At 45.9% G+C, this 18,811-nt stretch carries 16 protein-coding genes; 2 read left to right on the forward strand and 14 right to left on the reverse strand.

Going from position 1 to position 18,811, the window contains the following annotated elements:
• Positions 1–136 precede the first annotated feature (136 nt).
• The 3 genes from JG770_RS05190 to JG770_RS05200 all read right to left on the reverse strand — a co-directional run bounded on the left by JG770_RS05190 (position 137) and on the right by JG770_RS05200 (position 3,020).
• On the reverse strand, positions 137–694 hold the full coding sequence (locus JG770_RS05190) for a hypothetical protein (RefSeq protein WP_363320929.1): 558 nt from the start codon (positions 692–694) through the stop codon (positions 137–139).
• Positions 646–1,827 carry an FtsH/Yme1/Tma family ATP-dependent metallopeptidase gene (locus tag JG770_RS05195; protein ID WP_291956086.1) on the reverse strand — a complete coding sequence of 394 codons (1,182 nt, stop codon included), beginning with the start codon at positions 1,825–1,827 and terminating at the stop codon, positions 646–648. The genes JG770_RS05190 and JG770_RS05195 overlap by 49 nt, the downstream gene beginning before the upstream one ends.
• Positions 1,828–1,919: 92 nt before the next feature.
• Positions 1,920–3,020 (reverse strand): DUF362 domain-containing protein, encoded by a 1,101-nt coding sequence (locus JG770_RS05200; protein ID WP_291956089.1) that lies wholly within the window; start codon positions 3,018–3,020, stop codon positions 1,920–1,922.
• Positions 3,021–3,166: 146 nt separating this feature from the next.
• On the opposite strand from JG770_RS05200, the gene glpK reads away from it, so the two are divergent.
• Positions 3,167–4,654, forward strand: coding sequence for a glycerol kinase GlpK (gene glpK / locus JG770_RS05205; RefSeq protein WP_291956092.1), 1,488 nt, complete (start codon positions 3,167–3,169; stop codon positions 4,652–4,654).
• A gap of 55 nt (positions 4,655–4,709) precedes the next feature.
• Here glpK and JG770_RS05210 read toward each other — a convergent pair whose 3' ends face one another.
• From JG770_RS05210 to JG770_RS05220, 3 genes are read right to left on the reverse strand one after another with little or no spacing between them, the layout of a single operon-like run.
• Complete coding sequence (locus JG770_RS05210) at positions 4,710–5,789, reverse strand: mannose-1-phosphate guanylyltransferase (protein WP_291956176.1); 1,080 nt, start codon at positions 5,787–5,789, stop codon at positions 4,710–4,712.
• 38 nt (positions 5,790–5,827) lie between these two features.
• Positions 5,828–6,916, reverse strand: a complete 1,089-nt coding sequence (locus JG770_RS05215; RefSeq protein WP_291956095.1) for a hypothetical protein — start codon at positions 6,914–6,916, stop codon at positions 5,828–5,830.
• Between the two features lie 3 nt (positions 6,917–6,919).
• A complete protein-coding gene (locus tag JG770_RS05220; protein WP_291956098.1) occupies positions 6,920–8,086 on the reverse strand; it encodes a glycosyltransferase family 4 protein in 1,167 nt (388 codons plus the stop codon).
• Positions 8,087–8,252: 166 nt separating this feature from the next.
• Here JG770_RS05220 and JG770_RS05225 point away from each other — a divergent pair, with 166 nt between their 5' ends.
• Complete coding sequence (locus JG770_RS05225; RefSeq protein WP_291956100.1) at positions 8,253–11,723, forward strand: glycosidase; 3,471 nt, start codon at positions 8,253–8,255, stop codon at positions 11,721–11,723.
• 23 nt (positions 11,724–11,746) lie between these two features.
• On the opposite strand, the gene murJ is transcribed toward JG770_RS05225, so the two are convergent.
• From murJ to flgM, 8 genes are all read right to left on the reverse strand, one after another.
• Positions 11,747–13,342: a murein biosynthesis integral membrane protein MurJ gene (gene murJ / locus JG770_RS05230; RefSeq protein WP_291956102.1), complete on the reverse strand. Its 1,596-nt coding sequence runs from the start codon at positions 13,340–13,342 to the stop codon at positions 11,747–11,749.
• A 3-nt stretch (positions 13,343–13,345) separates the two neighbouring features.
• Complete coding sequence (locus JG770_RS05235) at positions 13,346–14,548, reverse strand: FprA family A-type flavoprotein (RefSeq protein ID WP_291956104.1); 1,203 nt, start codon at positions 14,546–14,548, stop codon at positions 13,346–13,348.
• Positions 14,549–14,812: 264 nt separating this feature from the next.
• Positions 14,813–15,040, reverse strand: a complete 228-nt coding sequence (csrA, locus tag JG770_RS05240) for a carbon storage regulator CsrA (RefSeq protein WP_291956106.1) — start codon at positions 15,038–15,040, stop codon at positions 14,813–14,815.
• On the reverse strand, positions 15,041–15,490 hold the full coding sequence (gene fliW / locus JG770_RS05245; protein WP_291956109.1) for a flagellar assembly protein FliW: 450 nt from the start codon (positions 15,488–15,490) through the stop codon (positions 15,041–15,043).
• A complete protein-coding gene (gene flgL, locus JG770_RS05250; RefSeq protein WP_291956112.1) occupies positions 15,474–16,250 on the reverse strand; it encodes a flagellar hook-associated protein FlgL in 777 nt (258 codons plus the stop codon). The genes fliW and flgL overlap by 17 nt, the downstream gene beginning before the upstream one ends.
• A gap of 13 nt (positions 16,251–16,263) precedes the next feature.
• On the reverse strand, positions 16,264–17,751 hold the full coding sequence (gene flgK / locus JG770_RS05255) for a flagellar hook-associated protein FlgK (RefSeq protein ID WP_291956116.1): 1,488 nt from the start codon (positions 17,749–17,751) through the stop codon (positions 16,264–16,266).
• A 10-nt stretch (positions 17,752–17,761) separates the two neighbouring features.
• The gene (locus JG770_RS05260) at positions 17,762–18,253 is read right to left on the reverse strand and encodes a flagellar protein FlgN (RefSeq protein WP_291956119.1); all 492 of its coding nucleotides are present in this window, start codon (positions 18,251–18,253) and stop codon (positions 17,762–17,764) included.
• 16 nt (positions 18,254–18,269) lie between these two features.
• A complete protein-coding gene (gene flgM / locus JG770_RS05265) occupies positions 18,270–18,563 on the reverse strand; it encodes a flagellar biosynthesis anti-sigma factor FlgM (protein WP_291956122.1) in 294 nt (97 codons plus the stop codon).
• Between the last annotated feature and the right edge of the window lie 248 nt (positions 18,564–18,811).

Here is an 18,811-nt window from a genome sequence, read left to right on the forward strand (position 1 = left end):
CGCTTTTGCAGAAGGAGACGCTTGGTGAAGAAGAAATAGATGCTATTGTTAAAGGAAAGGCAACGGCGTTAAGTTGCTAGAGGCTAAAACCAAAAAAGGCCGGGGATTAATTCCCGGCCTTTTTTGGTTTTAGCCTCTAGCAACTTAACGCCGTTGCCTTTTCTTTAACAATAGCATCTATTTCTTCTTCACCAAGCGTCTCCTTCTGCAAAAGCGCATGAGCAAGATGATCCAAAGTAAATCTATGCTCCCCAAGCAAGCTGCATACATCTTTATAGAAGCCGTCCATAAGCCTCTTGCATTCATCCACCAGCTCAGCGCCTATACTTTGGAGCGAATTGTTATATAACACATCATAATTCAACAAGCCGCCTTTGGCGCTCATACCAAAGCGTTTAACCAGTGCCAACACTATATTTGTAGCTTGTTCTATATCGTTGCTGGCACCTGTGGTTATGTTATCTTCTCCGAATACCAGCTCTTCTGCCGCCCTCCCAGCCATTGCTATGCGTATCTGGTTCTCCATATCCGCTTTGCGCTGATACATCCTGTCGGGCGGTATATTCATACTGAAGCCGCCTACCCCTCTAGTGCTCGGTATTATGGTTACCTTCGATACATGATTCTCCGGCGCTATAAGCTTGGTTACAAGCGCATGGCCGGCCTCATGATAAGCGGTGATTTTCCTATCGATATCCGATACTTGGCTGCTATAATAGCCGCCTCATTGAGCATGCTCTCAAGCTGTGCTCCGCTGAAGTACACCGTCTGCTGCGCCACTTTCCACAAATCCACTTCTGTAGCTATAGGCTTATTGCCGCTATGAAGCTTCAATATTTTATATCTTCCATTTACGTCAGGCAGTCCTACCTCTATTTGCCTGTCAAAACGGCCGGGCCGCAAAAGTGCTTCGTCCAATACATCCAAACGATTGGTGGCAGCCATAGTCACTATGCCTTGGTTTTCGTTAAAGCCGGACATTTCGGCCAGTAGCGCATTCAACGTCTGATCCCTTTCGTCGCTGCCGCCATCCATCCTGCCGCCATTGCGCTTCTTTCCCAGAGCGTCTATCTCGTCGATGAATATAACGCATTTGCCATGTTCACGCGCTTTTTTGAACAGACCGCGTATGCGTGCCGCTCCCACACCCACATACATCTGCACAAAATCCGAACCTGATACAGCATAAAACGGCACTCCGGCTTCACCTGCCAGCGCCCTGGCCAACAATGTTTTGCCGGTACCCGGCGGACCGTACAGTATAACGCCGCGCGGTATCCTTGCGCCGTATTTGGCATATTTCTCCGGCTCTTTTATAAAATCAACCATCTCAGCCAGGCTCTCTTTTGCCTCTTGATTGCCGGCCACGCTATCAAACTTTACGACACCGGCATCCTCCTCCTTAGGTTTTACCGGAGATACCGTATTCAAACCGTTTTGCGCTTGAGCCTGCGGCCCTCTTATAGTAAAGAAAGCAGCTATCATCAAGCCGCCCAGCATGGCAAACATTATAATATTTCCCCATGCCGCAGCCTGTTTCTCTTCCACTTTTATATTATAGAGCAACATCTGCTCTTTAAAGTCCTCCGTTCTAGGATTATCGGTAATAAACGGCGTGCCGTCCTTTAGGCTGCCCGATATCCTAGCACCATCAGACAAATATATCTTGTCGACTTTGCCCGCTTTAGCGCTGTCAAGAAATTGACCATATGTCATCTCGCGCGGTTGCGGTCTGCTATTGTAGTTGTAAAACAACGCGATAGCCGCTGCCGCTATAACTATCACCAATAATATGGCCAGTATCCTTTTGTTCTTTATATACCTCACTCGTTTCACCCCTTTAACTTCAAAGCACATCTATCTGTTTACATAAATATTATAACACGAGAATACGTTTGGTTCAATGTATGGAAAAATGTTCAATCAGCGATGTGCTTCTTCAGAAAATCCAATATATCTTTGGCCTTGGGAGGACATCCGCCGATCGAATCGCGGCACCCGCGGGCGCATATACCTATGCCTATGCCATCCATGCTTTGGCCTTTAAAACCCTGCCCTATGTAAACCCTTTCGTTCAAGCGCCTTAAAAGCCCTTGTTCGTCCAATCTGGCCAATGCATGTATTAGACTGCCATAGCAAGCCGAGCAAGCATCTTTTTCTTCAACCCATTTGGCCAGATAACGCGTCTTATTGCCAGCATCGGTAAAACGACGCACTCCGGCTATATTGGAATTAAGCTCTGTTACATTTGCGTCAGAAAGATCGGCGCTTCCCACACCTATACTCTCGGCTATTTTGATATAACCGATATCATAAGGATCATATCCCATAAGCTCAGCCGCATATGCATCCACGAGCACAGGGTCTTTGCCGGCTATTATTCTGTTCATTTCCACAGGGTTTCCACCCTCTTCAAAGTCAAGATCACCTATGAGCCCGTCGACTACAGTTATCGACGGCCTTATGATTTTATTCAAATATGCTATCGGCTTATGCAACCCCATCGTATGAAATCTTCTTTTTTCTTTATCGGGTATACAGCCTTTCATATTCTTCAAAGCACATGTTATAGCGGTTTGACAATGTCCTTTCAATACGGGCAGATTTATCAGATAGTCTACCTCCATCGCTTTGTCGCATACGTTTATCGACATACCGCCGGCATCGTAAGGACGATAATGATCCCTTTTTGTATCAAAGAGCGGCACATTATATTTTCGGGATATTTCATCATAGCCGCACACCTTAAAAGCCTCTTGCGTATTATCGCCTACCCATGAACCCTCCAGTATTATGATGTTATTATAGCCACATTCTTTGAGATATTCTATTATACCGATTATCATATCGGTTGATGTAGTAGCGCCCGACTCCGGCCTTTTTGCTACTACAAGATTGGGCTTCAACCCTATAAGCGCGGTTTTATCTATTTCTTCTTCTATCTTTATGGTGCTTAAGAGCTGTTTTACCATTTCCTTGCCTTTATCGCCATATATAATATATATATCGTTGTCGTTCAAAATGCTCACCGTCCTCATATTTATATTAACACATACCCCTCGATTATCCAAGTATACTTCGCGAAATATCCCTTTGCCAAAAAAGCCTTGCCGTAATATAATCTACATAGCATATTATTCGCAGCTTACGAAGGGGGAAATGTTTCATGGAACAATATATAATCGCTTTGGACGAAGGAACCACAAGTTGCCGGGCTGTGGCTTTCAATCGCGAGAGCCGCGCTGTGGCCATGCGCAGCCGCCAGTTCAGGCAAATCTATCCTCAACCGGGATGGGTGGAACACGATGCTATGGAAATATGGAACGCTCAATTGGATGCGCTAAGGGAGTTGATACGCGATATGGGCATATCTCCGGCACAGATAGCGGCCATAGGCATAGCCGATCAACGCGAAACGGTGGTATTATGGGATAAGCATACGGGAAAACCCGTATACAACGCCATAGTATGGCAATGCAGACGTACGGCGCCTTTATGCGATGATCTGAAACAAAGTGGCATAACCGAGGTCATACACGAAAAAACCGGTTTAGTCATCGATGCGTATTTCTCCGCCACTAAAATAAGATGGATAATGGACAGCATACCCGGCGTGAAAGAAGCGGCGGCAAATGGGGATATACTGGCCGGCACTATAGATACATGGCTTTTATGGAACCTTACGGGCGGTAAAGTGCATGCCACCGATTATTCTAATGCAAGCCGCACCATGCTGTATAACATAAACGCGTTGTGTTGGGACGAAGATATATTAAATATGCTGAATATACCACAGGCCATATTGCCCGAGGTCAAGCCTTCATCGTGCATATTTGGCTACACGGATCCTTCAATCCTCGGCGCTTCTGTACCCATAGCCGGCGTAGCCGGCGATCAACAGGCCGCTTTATTCGGGCAGCTGTGTCTGCAGCCCGGTATGATAAAGAATACATACGGTACCGGTTGTTTTATACTGATGAATACAGGCGATAAACCTATATATTCTTCTAACAATCTGTTAACCACAATAGCATGGGGAATAGACGGCAAGGTGGAATATGCGCTGGAGGGCAGCGTATTCTCGGCCGGAGCGTCTGTTCAGTGGTTGCGCGATGGCTTAAAGATAATAGATAATGCCGCTCAAAGCCAGCAATATGCCGAGGCTGTACCCGATAACGGCGGGGTATATGTAGTGCCGGCTTTTACCGGTTTAGGCGCACCTTACTGGGATATGTACGCTCGAGGTTTAATAATAGGCATCAGCCGCGGTACACAGCGCCAGCATATCGTGCGGGCTACTTTGGAAAGCATAGCTTATCAGACCATGGATATATTGGATACCATGCAGCGCGATGCCACGCTGCCATTTAAAAGCTTGCGTGTTGACGGCGGTGCTTGCGCAAATGATTTTCTTATGCAATTTCAAGCCGACATACTCGGCATAGAAGTAGAAAGACCGCCTATTGTGGAAACCACCGCGCTGGGAGCCGCATATTTAGCCGGATTAGAAGCGGGTTACTGGAATAAAGACGCGTTAAACGCGGTATGGGTACCCAGTAAAGTATTCAAACCGCAAATGGGCGATGAACAGCGCCTTTACTTAAGCCAACGCTGGCATGAAGCAGTAAAAAGGGCATTATCATGGGCTAATTAATATAAATCCTCCATACTTATGCCATATTTTGCATAGTATGGAGGATTTCATCATATCATAGATAATCGGTCAACTGTCTTTCGCGTATTTCCTGGAGGAGTTTCTTTATATCCTGCGCTCTGTCTTTTGGACATATGAGCGTAACATCGTCGGTATCTACCACTATGAGGTCCTCCAAGCCCAAAAGTGCCAGCAGCTTGTTGTTGCCACCCTGTATAATGCACTTTTTTGTATCCACGCTGAGTATATTGCCTTTGATGATGTTGCCATTTTCATCAGGCTCTTCAATGCGCTCCAAAGCCGTCCAACTGCCGACATCATCCCACCCGAAGTCCGCCGGTATAACATACACCGAATCGGCTTTTTCCATTATGCCGTAATCTATAGATATGCTGTCCAGCCTCTCATATTCCTTATACAACACGCTTTCCGCATCATCGGAATCTATCGCCTGGCGTATGACGCTCAGGGCTTTATACAACTCGGGCATATGGATTTCTATATTTTTCATAATAGTAGACACCTTCCAAAGGAACATACCGCTGTTCCACAAGTATCGGCCGGTTTCAAGATATTTTTCAGCGGTTTCTTTATCCGGTTTTTCTACAAATGCTCCTACCTCATGTACCGGTTCCATACCGCGCGCTGTGATCCTCTGCCCCATTTTTATATAGCCATAACCGGTTTCAGGATGATCCGGCTTTATACCTATGGTAACGATATTGGTATTATGCCTGGCCACTTGCGCGGCTTTCTCCAATACCCTTATATATTCGTCTTCATCCTTTATCATATGATCCGACGGAAGGACCATCATTACAGCATCTTCCCCGCAGCGCTTCTCTATATGTAACGCTGCCAAACCTATACATGCCGCAGTATTTCTGGACATAGGTTCTACCAATATATTGCCGGTCGGTATTTCAGGCAGCTGATTGCTTATTATGGAGGCATAATCCGGGTTGGTAACTATATATATGTTATCATAATCCACTATGCGGTTTATGCGCTTTACAGTAGACTGTATCATAGTATCCTCGCCGGTGAGCTTTAATAACTGCTTGGGCAGCTTAATCCTGCTTTTGGGCCAGAATCTTTCGCCTTTACCTCCAGCCATTATAACAGCAGTAAGCATCACATATACACCTCCACTTCTTTATTATATATTATAATCTATCTTATTATATATCCATTAGATATAGTGACTTTTGGCAGTTGCTCTAATTCTAGATGCATCGCTCCCACATAAGATAAAAGGAACGATATGAGCGATTCCGCGCCTTGATTTTTATTTATGCCCAGGCGCATAAGCCCATCATAGCATCCACCGGTCTCAGGATCATATAAAGTCATACCCGAACGATTACGCCCCCAGAACCATTCCCAACATAGCCTTGCGATATTGCGGAATAATTCTTGGTCTGTGGTGTCATAGGCCTCCGCGCATGCCCAAAGCATGGACGCCGCGTCCACGCACTGCTGGTCGTATAAAGCCTTTTGACCGCCTTTGAGCCACCAACCGTTATTTCCTACTATATCAAGATAGCCTTCAGCAGTAATATTATCTATTAAAAACATCAAGCTGTCAATGCCAACCCTTAGGATCTCTTTATCATTCAATGCATCGCCTACCGCTATCAGGGCATGAGGCAATATACCGTTACAGTATGTTATATAGTCCTCAAACCAATGCCAACCGCTGCGATCATGTACATCATATAAACGGCATAAAGAGCGGGCTAACCGTAAAGCATGGGCTTTCAGATGCTCATCCCACCCGGAATAATGCGCATATCTCACCATCGCCAACGCTGTATATGCCATGGCTCTGGGTGACTTTACATCATCTATGCGCTCCAAACCTTTCTGAAACATATCAAACGCAATATCGCTTATACCGAATATAGACCGGCCCGTAGCATAGCTGCATGCCAGCATGCAGCGCCCGTAACAATCCTGAGATACACTGTCATCTATAAAGCGCCGCGAATAATCCATGAAGTTGCGCCACCAGCCGTCAGCACGCTGCGCATGCTGCATAAATCCAAGATAGGTTTCGGCCAGTGCTATTTGGGAATGCGAGATAACAGGATCGCTAGACGCAGTAATATCCGCCAATGCCAACGCCATGATAAGCGCGCGGCTGTTGTCATCGGTAGAGTAACCGTGATTCCTATCCGGTATGGAATAACGGCTGTGCTGCAACATACCTGTATCATCGGTCATGCGGTAAACGTGATCCAATTTAATAGTATCCACCATAAGCTAGGCCTCCTTATCTAATATATTTATATTATCGGACGATGCTATATAAGACATTAATTCGCTATAGTTTCTCCCCACAGCCTGCCACTGCATATGCTCTCCATATATCATTGCTCTGCGCTCCAGCCTGTGGCGCAGTGCGTCATCGGCCAAAAGCTTGCATATGGCATTGGCCATGGCTCGAACATCGTTAAATGGCACCAATATCCCCCTGTCATCAGCCAAAAGGTCGACGGCATAGGCATACGGCGTCGAAACAATGGCCTTTCCCGCCCCGAGGGCATAGGACAACGTGCCGCTGACCGCCTGCTCTTTGCCTGGGTATGGCGTAATATATACGTCGGTAGCGGCAAGATAATCGCTCAATTCACGCAGGCTCAAAAAATGATTTATAAAACGCACATGCTTATTCAAGCTCAGATTTCGAACCAACTCTATAAGGCTCTCCCTATAGGTCTCGCCTGATTTTCTCTTAAGCATCGGATGGGTCTGCCCCATTATAAGATAAACAACATCCGGAAACCTTCCGGCCACTATGTCTAATGCTCGTATGGCATACTCCAAGCCTTTGCCTGGGCTAACCAGTCCAAACGTGGATATGACCCGTCTGCCGCCGATTTTATATTTCTTCTTTATCTCTTCGGCCATACCAATTTTAAAAATCGGTATGCCATGAGGAATAACCTTTATCTTGTCCTTATCCACATCATAAACGCTGCTCAAGACATTGCCGGCTCGCTCGGTCATAACAACGACCGCTGCAGCCTGACGGCATAAATGTTTTAATATGCTGCGTTGAGATATAGTAGGGCTGCTCAACACAGTATGGCACGTCAACGCAAAGGGTTTATCCAGTAATTTTGTAAGTTCTAGTATATATTGCCCGTCGCTGCCACCGAATATACCATACTCGTGCTCTATCATAACGGCGTCTATGCTGCTGTTGTTTATATGTCGCGCAGCCTTTATATAATCCTTTTTATTGAACTGATTTATGTGAAACCATACCTGATCGCCATAATCATAATGCTCTATGCCATCATCTATAGCGACCACCCGGCATTTCCACTGACCGGCCTTTTCTATGTATTTTACCACATCTGCTGTGAACGTTGCTATGCCACATTTGCGCGGCGGAAAAGTACTTATAAAAGCCAATTCGTGCATAACAAACACCACCCCTTCTGTAGTATTATATTGGCATGATAAAATTATAAGCAATTATTGTTTACATAAATGATTATATACTATATAATAACCTATGTCAATAATTATGCATATAATTTACATAATTTTAACAAGATATCGCATTTGATTTTGGGAGGTTTAAAATATGGATGATTTTCATGCTGCCATCGCTGCTCCAATAGATGCCCTCAAGGCCAAGGGAACTATCGATCTTATAATCGGCATACCGTTTTATAACGAATGCGACCTCATCATACCCATCATAGATAATATAATAAAAGGTATCGAATCATATCCCCGTAACACAAGGGCGGCCATAATATGCGCCGGCGATCCGGCCGGTCAATGCGTTATCGATGCGATAAACAGCATAGACGGCGACAATATCCCTATAACAGCGTTCCTTATGCCAAACGGTGCCAACGGCAAAGGGTGGAGCACAAGAGCTATACTTGAAATAGCCCGAAATCTTCACGCCGATGTATTGATGCTGGAAGCCGATATAATATGCACCGACGAATATCAAACATACGGCATGGACCAACGATGGATACATAAAATGCTGGACCCTATATATAACGGGCCGTACAACGTATCATTAGCCTCGTTTGAAAATCATTTCCTGGACAACCCGATAGCGCACTGCATAGTAAGCCCGTTATTAGCATCTATTTACGGATACAGGCTGGACGACCCGATTAGCGGCATATGGGCTATTACATCTGACGTAGTCGAAGAGGCCGCAGAACAAATGAACCGCTATTGGGAGGCCAGCGTAGGCGGTTATGGTATAGATGTATTCATGGCATGTTTGGAAATAAGCACGCAACAAAATATATGCCGCATAATATTGGGGCCCAAGCCTCATCAGCATTCAGCCAGCAAAAGCGATATAGTATTTCGCGATATAGTGAAATCCCTTTTCGAGCGCATAAAGCAGGATGAACCTTTTTGGAGCAAACGTCAACCCTTCTTAAAATGGCCTGATACATACGGCACATATAGCGGCGAAATCCAAAACAGTGTCCTATCAAAACCGGCAGGCATGATGTCGGCATTTAAATCGGATTTTCGACAGTTTTACAATCTTTTATCTAATATACTGCCGGAAAAAGTACTTGATCAGCTAGAGCGCTTTTCCCAGCCGGAGCAAGATGCCGATGTCGAATGGGATGAAGAATTGTGGGCCCGTTTAACCTATCACATGCTGATATCATATTGTTATCCCGGAGATATATCGACCGAGGATATAATCTCAGCATTTTTGGCCCTCTACAAAGGCTATATATCGGTTTTAGCCTATCATTTGACATCTGCCACCCAAGGAACAACAAATGGAATCATGCAACAGCATATCGATTCTTTCATAGTATATAGAGAAGACTTTATAAGAGGGTGGGAGGATATGCAGAGCCGCGCTTTGCCGCTGCTGCCAAAGATAAGTTATATGGAATTCATACCACATGTATCTATACTGCTTCCTCACGAAGTAAGCGATCGTCCGGGACATAACGTCAATACCATAAGCATATACAACGAGCTGCTCCAATGCTATGTAGATGACTTCAACAAATGGGTATACGACGGCCTGAACGTATCACAGCAGGCCAGCTCCGAACAAGTAGGGCAGGCTATATCTCAATTTATGGATTGCGCTGAAGCGCTGCTTTCGGATCTGCTGCCATGTGCATTGGATGATACATCGGGGATGCAGCGGTATCTCAACGGTATATCTTCCATTTTTCCGCACGGCAAAGTCCTTACATTAAAGCCCGAGGTAGCGCAAATGATACTGGAAACCTTTCCACCGGCAAACCTTATGTTGTTAAAAGGCTGTTCCAGCCTATCCGAGCTATTAGGCATGATGGACGCCGATGATGCTCTAGCTCTGGCCTTATTGGCCGAAGATGACCTGCCCGCACAATTGACAAGCTGGTTTAAGCAAAACGGTCGTCCCGAATATATGCAATGGAGCAATTTAAGGCTTATAGCTGTAAGAGCAGAGGATTTTGGCTCTCTGAAATATACCGCTTTGGATAAACTGACCGGACGGATCATTGTACATCCCTTACCCAAAGGTGTAGGCGGCCGTCTGCCCCGTCTCAGGTATTTTACACGTATAGCCAAGCATATAGCCGAATCCGGACATCTATCTGTTATATGGTCTGAATTCTCGGCTCAACGCCATGGCTTTGGAATTAAAGTAGTAAATTCCATAAGCGGACATTGGAGCAATGAAATGTTCTCTGCCTACAATATAATGGAGGACTGGCATCAGGAAGCTGTAGCCGATGCCATAAATTCTATAGCCGGCAATATGGCCGACACAGCACAAGCAGGTATATTAAGACACATGGCCGCCGGCTATCGGCTAGGCATTACTATGCCTGACGGCATATTTATGCCATGCTCGGCATGGAGCTGGGCCAGCTATAATTTTAAGGGCGGAAAGGGCATTCCGTCGCCTATGTCCATTCATGTAGAAAGAAACGCTTTCGCGCACAAATTGCTTGAGAGGATATGTTTGGCGCTCGGTATGGATACATCGGTCATACTGCAAGAGGCCATAGATCTCATGCAGCAAGGCAAGGCCTATGATGATTTAGCCCAGCAATTATTCTATATGAACAATATAGAAGATGGTATTGTATCCCCCGCTATAAGAGCGTCATCGCCGGCCAAACCGCTGCGCCGATACGAAGGCAATCCTATAATAGCTCCGATAGCCGGGAGCTGGTGGGAATCGCGCTATACGCTAAATGCCGCCGCGTTGCGTATGGACGATCGCGTATATATTTTATACCGCGCCGTAGGCAAAGACGGCATATCTCGGCTAGGTCTGGCTATAACAGACGGCTTCAATGTGATGGAGAGGCTGGCTGATCCCGTATTCACGCCGATGCTGGCAGAGGAACGTCGCGGGTGCGAGGATCCGCGCCTTGTTATTGTAGGCGAGCGCATATATATGACCTATACGGCGTTCGACGGCATTATAGCGCAAATAGCGGTAGCCTCTATAAGCATCGACGACTTCATAGCAAGACGTTTCGACAAATGGCAGCGCCATGGCATGGCTTTCCCTTCTTTCCCGGATAAGGATGCCGTAATAGTACCGGAAAAAATAAACGGCCGATACCCTATATATCACCGAACCGAGCCGAGTATATGGATATCATATACTCCATCGCTTGAATGCCCGTGGCCTCGCGAGGATCACCGCATAATAATGGGGCCCCGTTCGGGTCTTATGTGGGATGCGCGTAAAGTAGGCGCCGGCAGCCAGCCTATAAAGACAAAATATGGGTGGCTTATGATATACCATGGCATCGACAGCCGTTTGGTTTATCGGCTGGGAACTATGTTGGTGGATCTCGACGACCCCGGCCGAATATTGTATCGCTCCCCTAACCCCGTATTGTCGCCTGAAACCGAATATGAGGTGGGGCAAAAAGGCACAAGCTGGGTACCCAATGTAGTATTCACTTGCGGTGCGGTACCAATGGAACAAAAAGATGTGCTGGATGAAAATGATGAAATAATCGTGTATTACGGAGCCGCTGATACTGTATTATGCGCCGCTACCGGACGCGTGGGGGATCTGATAGGGCAGGCCTGACCTGCCCTAAATACCGACTTCTATTATGTCGTTCCCATATCAGAACCAGCGCCTCCGCGCCTTATCCGCTGCTTTATCATATTCCAACCTATTCTCAATTCTTCAACCTTAAGCAAAACGGCCATAACAGCATATATCAATGCCCCGCTTATTATATCTGCGCCAACGCGCATTGCCTGCTCGGTAAAGCTGTTCCCCGTTATTATACCAGCCAGCGCATTATCTATAAAATAAACAGACAATCCCATGACAGCCGATGCTATGCCCAGCTTCACAAAGCTTACGGCTATGCTCCTGCCATCCATTCCGCCGAGCTTCGCCCTCATCTGCACTATTAGACTTACCGACGTTACGATAACGGCTATGGACGTGGCCAGCGCAAGGCCTCCCAAGCCCATAAAACGCACCAGTATAAGATTTAAGCCCACATTTATAGCCACCGATATCACACCGTTTATAGTAGGTGTGCGGGTATCCTGCATAGCGTAAAAAGCCCGGCTGGTAAGGTCCCTTATGCTCAGAGCAACGAGGCCTATCGAATAAAAGAGCAACGCCGTCGCCGTCATATTAGTAGCTCTAGCATCAAAAGCACCGCGTTCAAACAACATCTGTATAATGGGATAGCGCAATACTATCAGACCGGTCATCATGGGCAGCGTGAGCATTATTATAACGCGTATGCCTATATTGAGCGTCCTTTTGAGACGTTCGACATCATTACGTGCCGACAGGCTGGAAAACGTCGGATACAATACGGTCGTTATGGCCGATACGAATATCCCCAATACAATGCCGTTGACGCGATTGGCGAAATCAAGGGCCGATACGCTGCCTTCGGCCAGACCGGATGCCAGCATACGATCCACCAACGTATTTATCTGGCCTGCCATGGTACCCAGCAGCACGGGCAGCACCAGAAAGAATACCTTTTGTAAGCCGGGATCTTTGAAATCCAATACCAAGCTATATTTATAACCTGATTTAAACACCGTAGGCCACTGGATAAACAATTGCGTCACTACCGCGAGTACGGTGGCTGCCGCCAATCCATATATGCCCCAGCCGCTGAAAAACATGAGCTGCCCTATTATAACGATATTAAAGGGTATGCCCACCATAGCAGGCACGGCAAACTGCCGGTGCGCCTGCAAATAACCGGTGGCAAGCGCCGCAAGGGCATTGAATATAACCAGAGGAAACATTATGCGGCTGAGCGTTACCGTAAGGTCAAATACCTCGCCGCTAAAGCCGGGGGCCACTATCCTTACCAATGCTGGTGCAAATACCATGCCTGCTCCAGTCAAAACCAAGCATATCAGTATAACCACATTGAATACGTTGCTCACATAGCGATTGGTTTCCTGAGGGCTTTTTTTATGTATGTATTCGGTAAGCACCGGTATGAAGGTAGTGCCGAGAGCAGCCGCAACGCTGGACAACAGCACCATCGGTATGGTCTGCCCCATCTTATACGCATCGGTTTGCATTGTAGCACCAAAACGCGCCGCTATGGCCATCTCCCTGCCGAATCCAAGCAATTTGCTTATAAGCGTGAAGATCATGATCATGGCGGCGGCTCTGGCAGCTCTATCGGCTGAACCCATATTTTTATCAGCCATCTATTACCTCACAGGACAAGTAAAGGCCGATGCAAAACCCTTACCGAATTCGAAGGCATCGCTTATTTCCTGTTTGGACGGCACTAACCTCGCTTTAAACGGCGGCTCCACAATAGAAAATCCCAAGCCTTTAAGCCTGTCCTCTATAAGGCCGGGAGCTTCACCGCTCCAGCCATATGAACCAAAAGCCGCCGACGGTTTATTGCGATTGGTTATTGCAGATACGCGGCCTAATACCTCCCAAACGTATTCCACACTGTCGCGGTTTATAGTGGGCGAACCTATCAATACCCCATCGGCTTCTGTTATGGCCCTTGCTACATCAGCTATATTATCCTCTTTTATTTCCTCCAGCCTGACATCAAACCCTGAACTTTCGTTTATGCCTTTAGCTATAGCCTGAGCTAGTGCGGCGGTATTTCCATAAGCCGATACATATGCTATAAGTATGTGCTTGTCATTATTGTGGCGTTCGGCAGGTTGGCTCCAGCGGCGATACATATCCACATAGCGCCATGGGTCTTTCCTCAACACCGGTCCATGGCTGGGACATATAATATCTATTTTCAAATCCTTTATCTTATCCACGGCTTCCAGCACATATTTTTTAAATGGGCTCATTATAACATCGTAGTAATATTCAAATGCCGGCAGAAAATCGCCCTTTATCTCATCGTTGAATATGGCATCGCTGCAGTAATGGAAACCGAAAACATCGCCGGAGAATAATACGCTTTCTTCGGGCACATATGTGAATATGGAATCCGGCCAATGCAAGTTCGGCGCCGATATAAACCTTAGCGTATGATGTCCTAGATTTATCTCGTCACCTGTACTCACGATCATATGAGGAAAATCGTGATTCACTATCTCTTTTAAGAATTGATACGCCGGCCTCGAACACACCACAGTGGCATTTTGGGCTCTTTCCAATAAATCGCTCAATGCTCCCGAATGATCGGGCTCGGTATGATCCAGCACTATATAATCCAGCTTAGATAAATCGATCCTTTGCTCCAGTGATTCCATATAAGCCTGTTCGAAACGATATTTTACCGTTTCTATAAGAGCGGTTTTATCATCTTCTATTATATAAGAATTATATGTGGTGCCCCATCGGGTCTCCATAACGATGTCGAATATCCTCAAATCCGGGTCTTTAACGCCTACCCAGTAAATAAAATCTTTTATCTTGACTATATCCATAAATATACATCTCCTTCTTCTGTAAAATAACTTAAGCTATCATTAATTATACAATATAACCAGAAAAAATTCTATTTTAAATATCAATCAAGGGTTTTTGTGTTTGCGCTAACCGTTATCATTCCCTTCTATATGATATCAACCCTTTGCAAAAAAGGCAGTATGGCATAACAGCGGCCATACTACCTTTTGGATATAATATCAGCTTTATTCTCTCACATATCAACAAATTCCTCGTATGCTTTTCTCCGGCTAATTTCACGCTCAATCATGCTTCGTTTTCAGCCACGTTTTCAACCTCTGCGGGTCGCTCTTAGCAGCCTGAATATTGGCCTCCTGTATCTGCAGATATATCTCCTTGCGGTATATAGGCATGCTTTTGGGCGCAATGATACCTATACTCACCTTATCTTCATCTATCCCCAATACGGTTATTTCTATATCATCGCCTATTTTTATGGATTGTTCTACCTTTCGCGTTAATACCAGCATTTATAATTTAAGCGCCTTTCTTTTATCTGAAAAAACGTTATACCTTATATCATAGTCGCTATTATCCATAACGACCTGCATGCCTTTTTTCTCGCGCACATTTATGATTACAGGGGCTTTCATATTAGCCGTCATCTCGGCGATGTCGTCAGGTATCACCAGTATAGCATAATATATAACATCAGATGGGCTTTCTATACCCAATCGCTCAACGATATCATCGTCTATTTCCACCGTATAATCGGACATAATAACCTCGGGATTGATCATCGCAAACGCCAGATCCGGCTGATCCACCGATTGCAGCCAACAAAACGAGCTATCAGGCTGTCCATCGTAAAGCAGTACAAACCTTTGAGCCTGCTCAAAGCCAGGCAATCCTTCCTCAAATATTATAATGCCGTTTTCGTCTATCTCTATATCACCGAAATGTTTAGTATTTAATACCATAAATATACTTCCTCATCTCAAAAAGTCCGCTGAACGTTATATCGTCATCGGCCAAACGATTTTTTACCAGCTCGGCCCTGTTAGATCTTGCTCCGATCGCAGCCCTTTGCTCGAGGACGTTATCCAGCTTTATTTCTATCTCGCCCAACTGCGCCGAAAGATCAACCGTATCGTCCCCTTCAAGGCCTTCCTGTATAGTACCAAGCAACTCGTATATGCCTTTTATCTCTACCTCTTCCCCTGTTATGTTTACCTGTATACGATTAGCCGGCCCTACGCTATATTCTATAGCCCCATCGTTGCCGTTATATGTACCGTTGCTTGCAAACGGCGCTGTAGTAGTCTTGGTACCGGCAAATATGTATCTGTCGGCATATTTGTTATTACCCACCTGCAAAACGTGCTGTTTGAGCTGCCCGATCTCTTGAGCCACCTTTTGTTTGTCCTCATCGGCCAACGCCCCGTTGGCCCCCTGCACCGTGATCTCCTTGGCACGCTGTAATACGCTGTTCAATTCGGCTAGCGATGATTCGGTCATATCCAGCCACGATATGGCATCGTCCACATTTTTGGCATACTGCTGATTGCGTGCAAGATCGGAGCGCGCCCTCAGACTGCGCGAGGCTCCCACAGGATCGTCCGACGGCACGCGTATTCTGCGCCCGGTAGCCAATTGGCTCTGATATTTGTCCAGCCTGTTCAAATTGGCGCTCATATCCCTGAGCATATTGTTTATCATCATAGAATTGGTTATACGCATATCATCATCCTCCTCATCTTCCTACTATCCCCACGCGGTTTACCAGCACATCCAGCATCTCGTCCATGGCCGTTATAACCCGCGCCGCCGCATTATATGACTGCTGGAATTTGACCATATTGGTCAATTCTTCGTCCAACGAAACACCGGATATAGACTGGCGCTTGCTTTCTATCTGGCCGATAAGCGCTTGTTCGTTATCGACCATGCGTATAGCCTGCTGGCTATCCACGCCCAACGTCGATATAAGCGAATTTATATAATCTTCAAAAGATCCGTTTTCGGTAAAAATACCTGTAGTTTTATCCCTAAGCTGCAAAAGCTCAAGCGCATTGGCGTTATTGCCAGGTTGCTCGATATTTCCCGATGCGGCTATGTTGTTCAGATCATCTATATCGGATGACACATTCATATCCTTGGCCGTCCAGTCATCCGCATCAGCCGATTCAAAGAACAGTTTGTCAGTAGTATCGTTTAAGCCATACCCCGTTTTATGCTCTTTATTAAATTCTGTAACAAAGGTTTTAGCCCACTCATTCCATTTAGACATATAGTAAGGAACGCCTACAGCCTCGTTTTGGCTGTCCACCGCCGTCGGGCCTATACCGTCGCGTATATCTATATAGCCTTTGAGCTGGCCACCGGTTATATCAGCGGTTATATCCGCTCCATCCCACATGATCTTAAGCAGCCCGCCTACATCGGCCTCGTTCAGTTTTTCACCATCGGTGCGCGGCTCTATATCCAACGTATGCATGTCAAAATGGTTTACCAGTTCCTTATCGCCCATTTTAATGCTGAAATGGCCGTTTATATCCTCGTTTACGGTTATATCTATCATCTTGGATAACTCATCCACCAGGAGATTGCGCCTGTCGCGCAAATCATTGGCCTTGGTACCTCCAAGCTCATATTTGAATATCTGCTCGTTCAGATCTCTTATCTGTTCTATATGGGAATTTATGTCCTGCACAGTAATGGCCACGCCCTGATCAGCCTGCTCTTGCAAACCCTCAAGCTGAGTATATACATGCTGCACGGTATCGGCCAATGTTATACCGCGTTCTCGCACCAGCGCCCTGACGCTCATGCTCTCAGGATTTTTGCTCAGTTCCTCCAAGCTGCTGAAGAACTGTTCGACTACAGTGGTTATACCAGTTTCGGAAGGTTCATTGAATATACCCTCCAAATGCTGAAGCATATCCCTGCGCACCTCCCATTGACCTGAAAGCTGACTCTCACTTCTGAACTGTGCATCGAGATAACCGTCTCGCAATTGTCTTATCTCCTGTATATCAGCGCCCCCGCCCACCTGCCATCGGCCGTATATATAGCCCATGCCCAAAGTGCTAGGCGGCACTATGGCCTCGGATATAACTTGCTGGCGTGTATAACCCGGCGTGCCGGCATTAGCAATGTTATGAGCGGTCACATTGAGCGCCTGCTGTTGTAAATTTATAGCACTTTTGCCTATCTGTAAGCCATAAAATGTAGACGACATATCCTCTACCTCACACCTTCTGATCCAGTATAGCCGGATTTATTTGTACCTTATGCGTTTTGCCCCCGGCATCATAATTGATTTCCTCGGCGACATCCAGCAAAAGGCCTAACGTATAATCTATAAAATCTATGGAATTTTTTATAAGCTGGCTGTTCATCTCATTGAGGTCTCTAAACTCGGCCAATACAGCGCTCAAATGCTCCTGTATCGACTTAAGCTCCACGGACTCATGACCATCCAGTCTTTCCGTCAAGGTCGAAACGGTTATTTTATCAGCCTCCATATGCAGCTCGTCAGCTATGCGGTTCACGCATTCAACGCGCTGCATCTCGTAAATGCCCACCTGTTTTATCAGGTCGGTTTGGATTTCTACTATCTCGTCCAAGCGCTTCACATTCCCCGCCACAAGCACCTTGGCTTCTTCTCGGCATAACTCGAGCATTTGATCATAGATCTCATTCTCGCCTTGCAGTATCGATACCAACTGTTTTATATTCATTCTTATACCGTCCTATCTACGCTTTTTGGTCAAAACCGATTTCGTTTATTATGCCTTCGGCTATCTTTCCTGCATCAATATTATACAATCCGCTGTTTATAGCGTTTGTTATGCCCTCCACCTTATCCTGGCGTATATCCGGCGCTGCTTTGGCGGCGGCTGCGATATCCTTAAATAAGCGCGCCTCATCGGACAGCGTCATGCCGTCCTTAGACGTCTCGGCAACGCCGCTCCCTTTAGCAACTGAAACCTTCTGGTTTTGGTATACCTGCCATATGCGCTGAGCGTTATTACCAGGTTCTATACGCATATTAAACACCTCTTTATACTATTATCTTCACTGTTTATATCGGCATAAGATAATATTTTATTTATTCTTTCTGCGAAATGTATAATCCCATATTTAACATAAACTTAACAAGATTTTTATTGACATCCGTGAAGTATTAGTGTACTATATATATAGTACACTAATACTTAATTATGGAGGTGGCAATGGAAGGATCGAAGCGTTGCCAGAACAAAATACGGATGAGCGGCAATGTTATTGAAGAAGGG

It is taken from the genome of Mahella sp. (assembly GCF_020054945.1).
GTDB lineage: Bacteria > Bacillota > Clostridia > Mahellales > Mahellaceae > Mahella.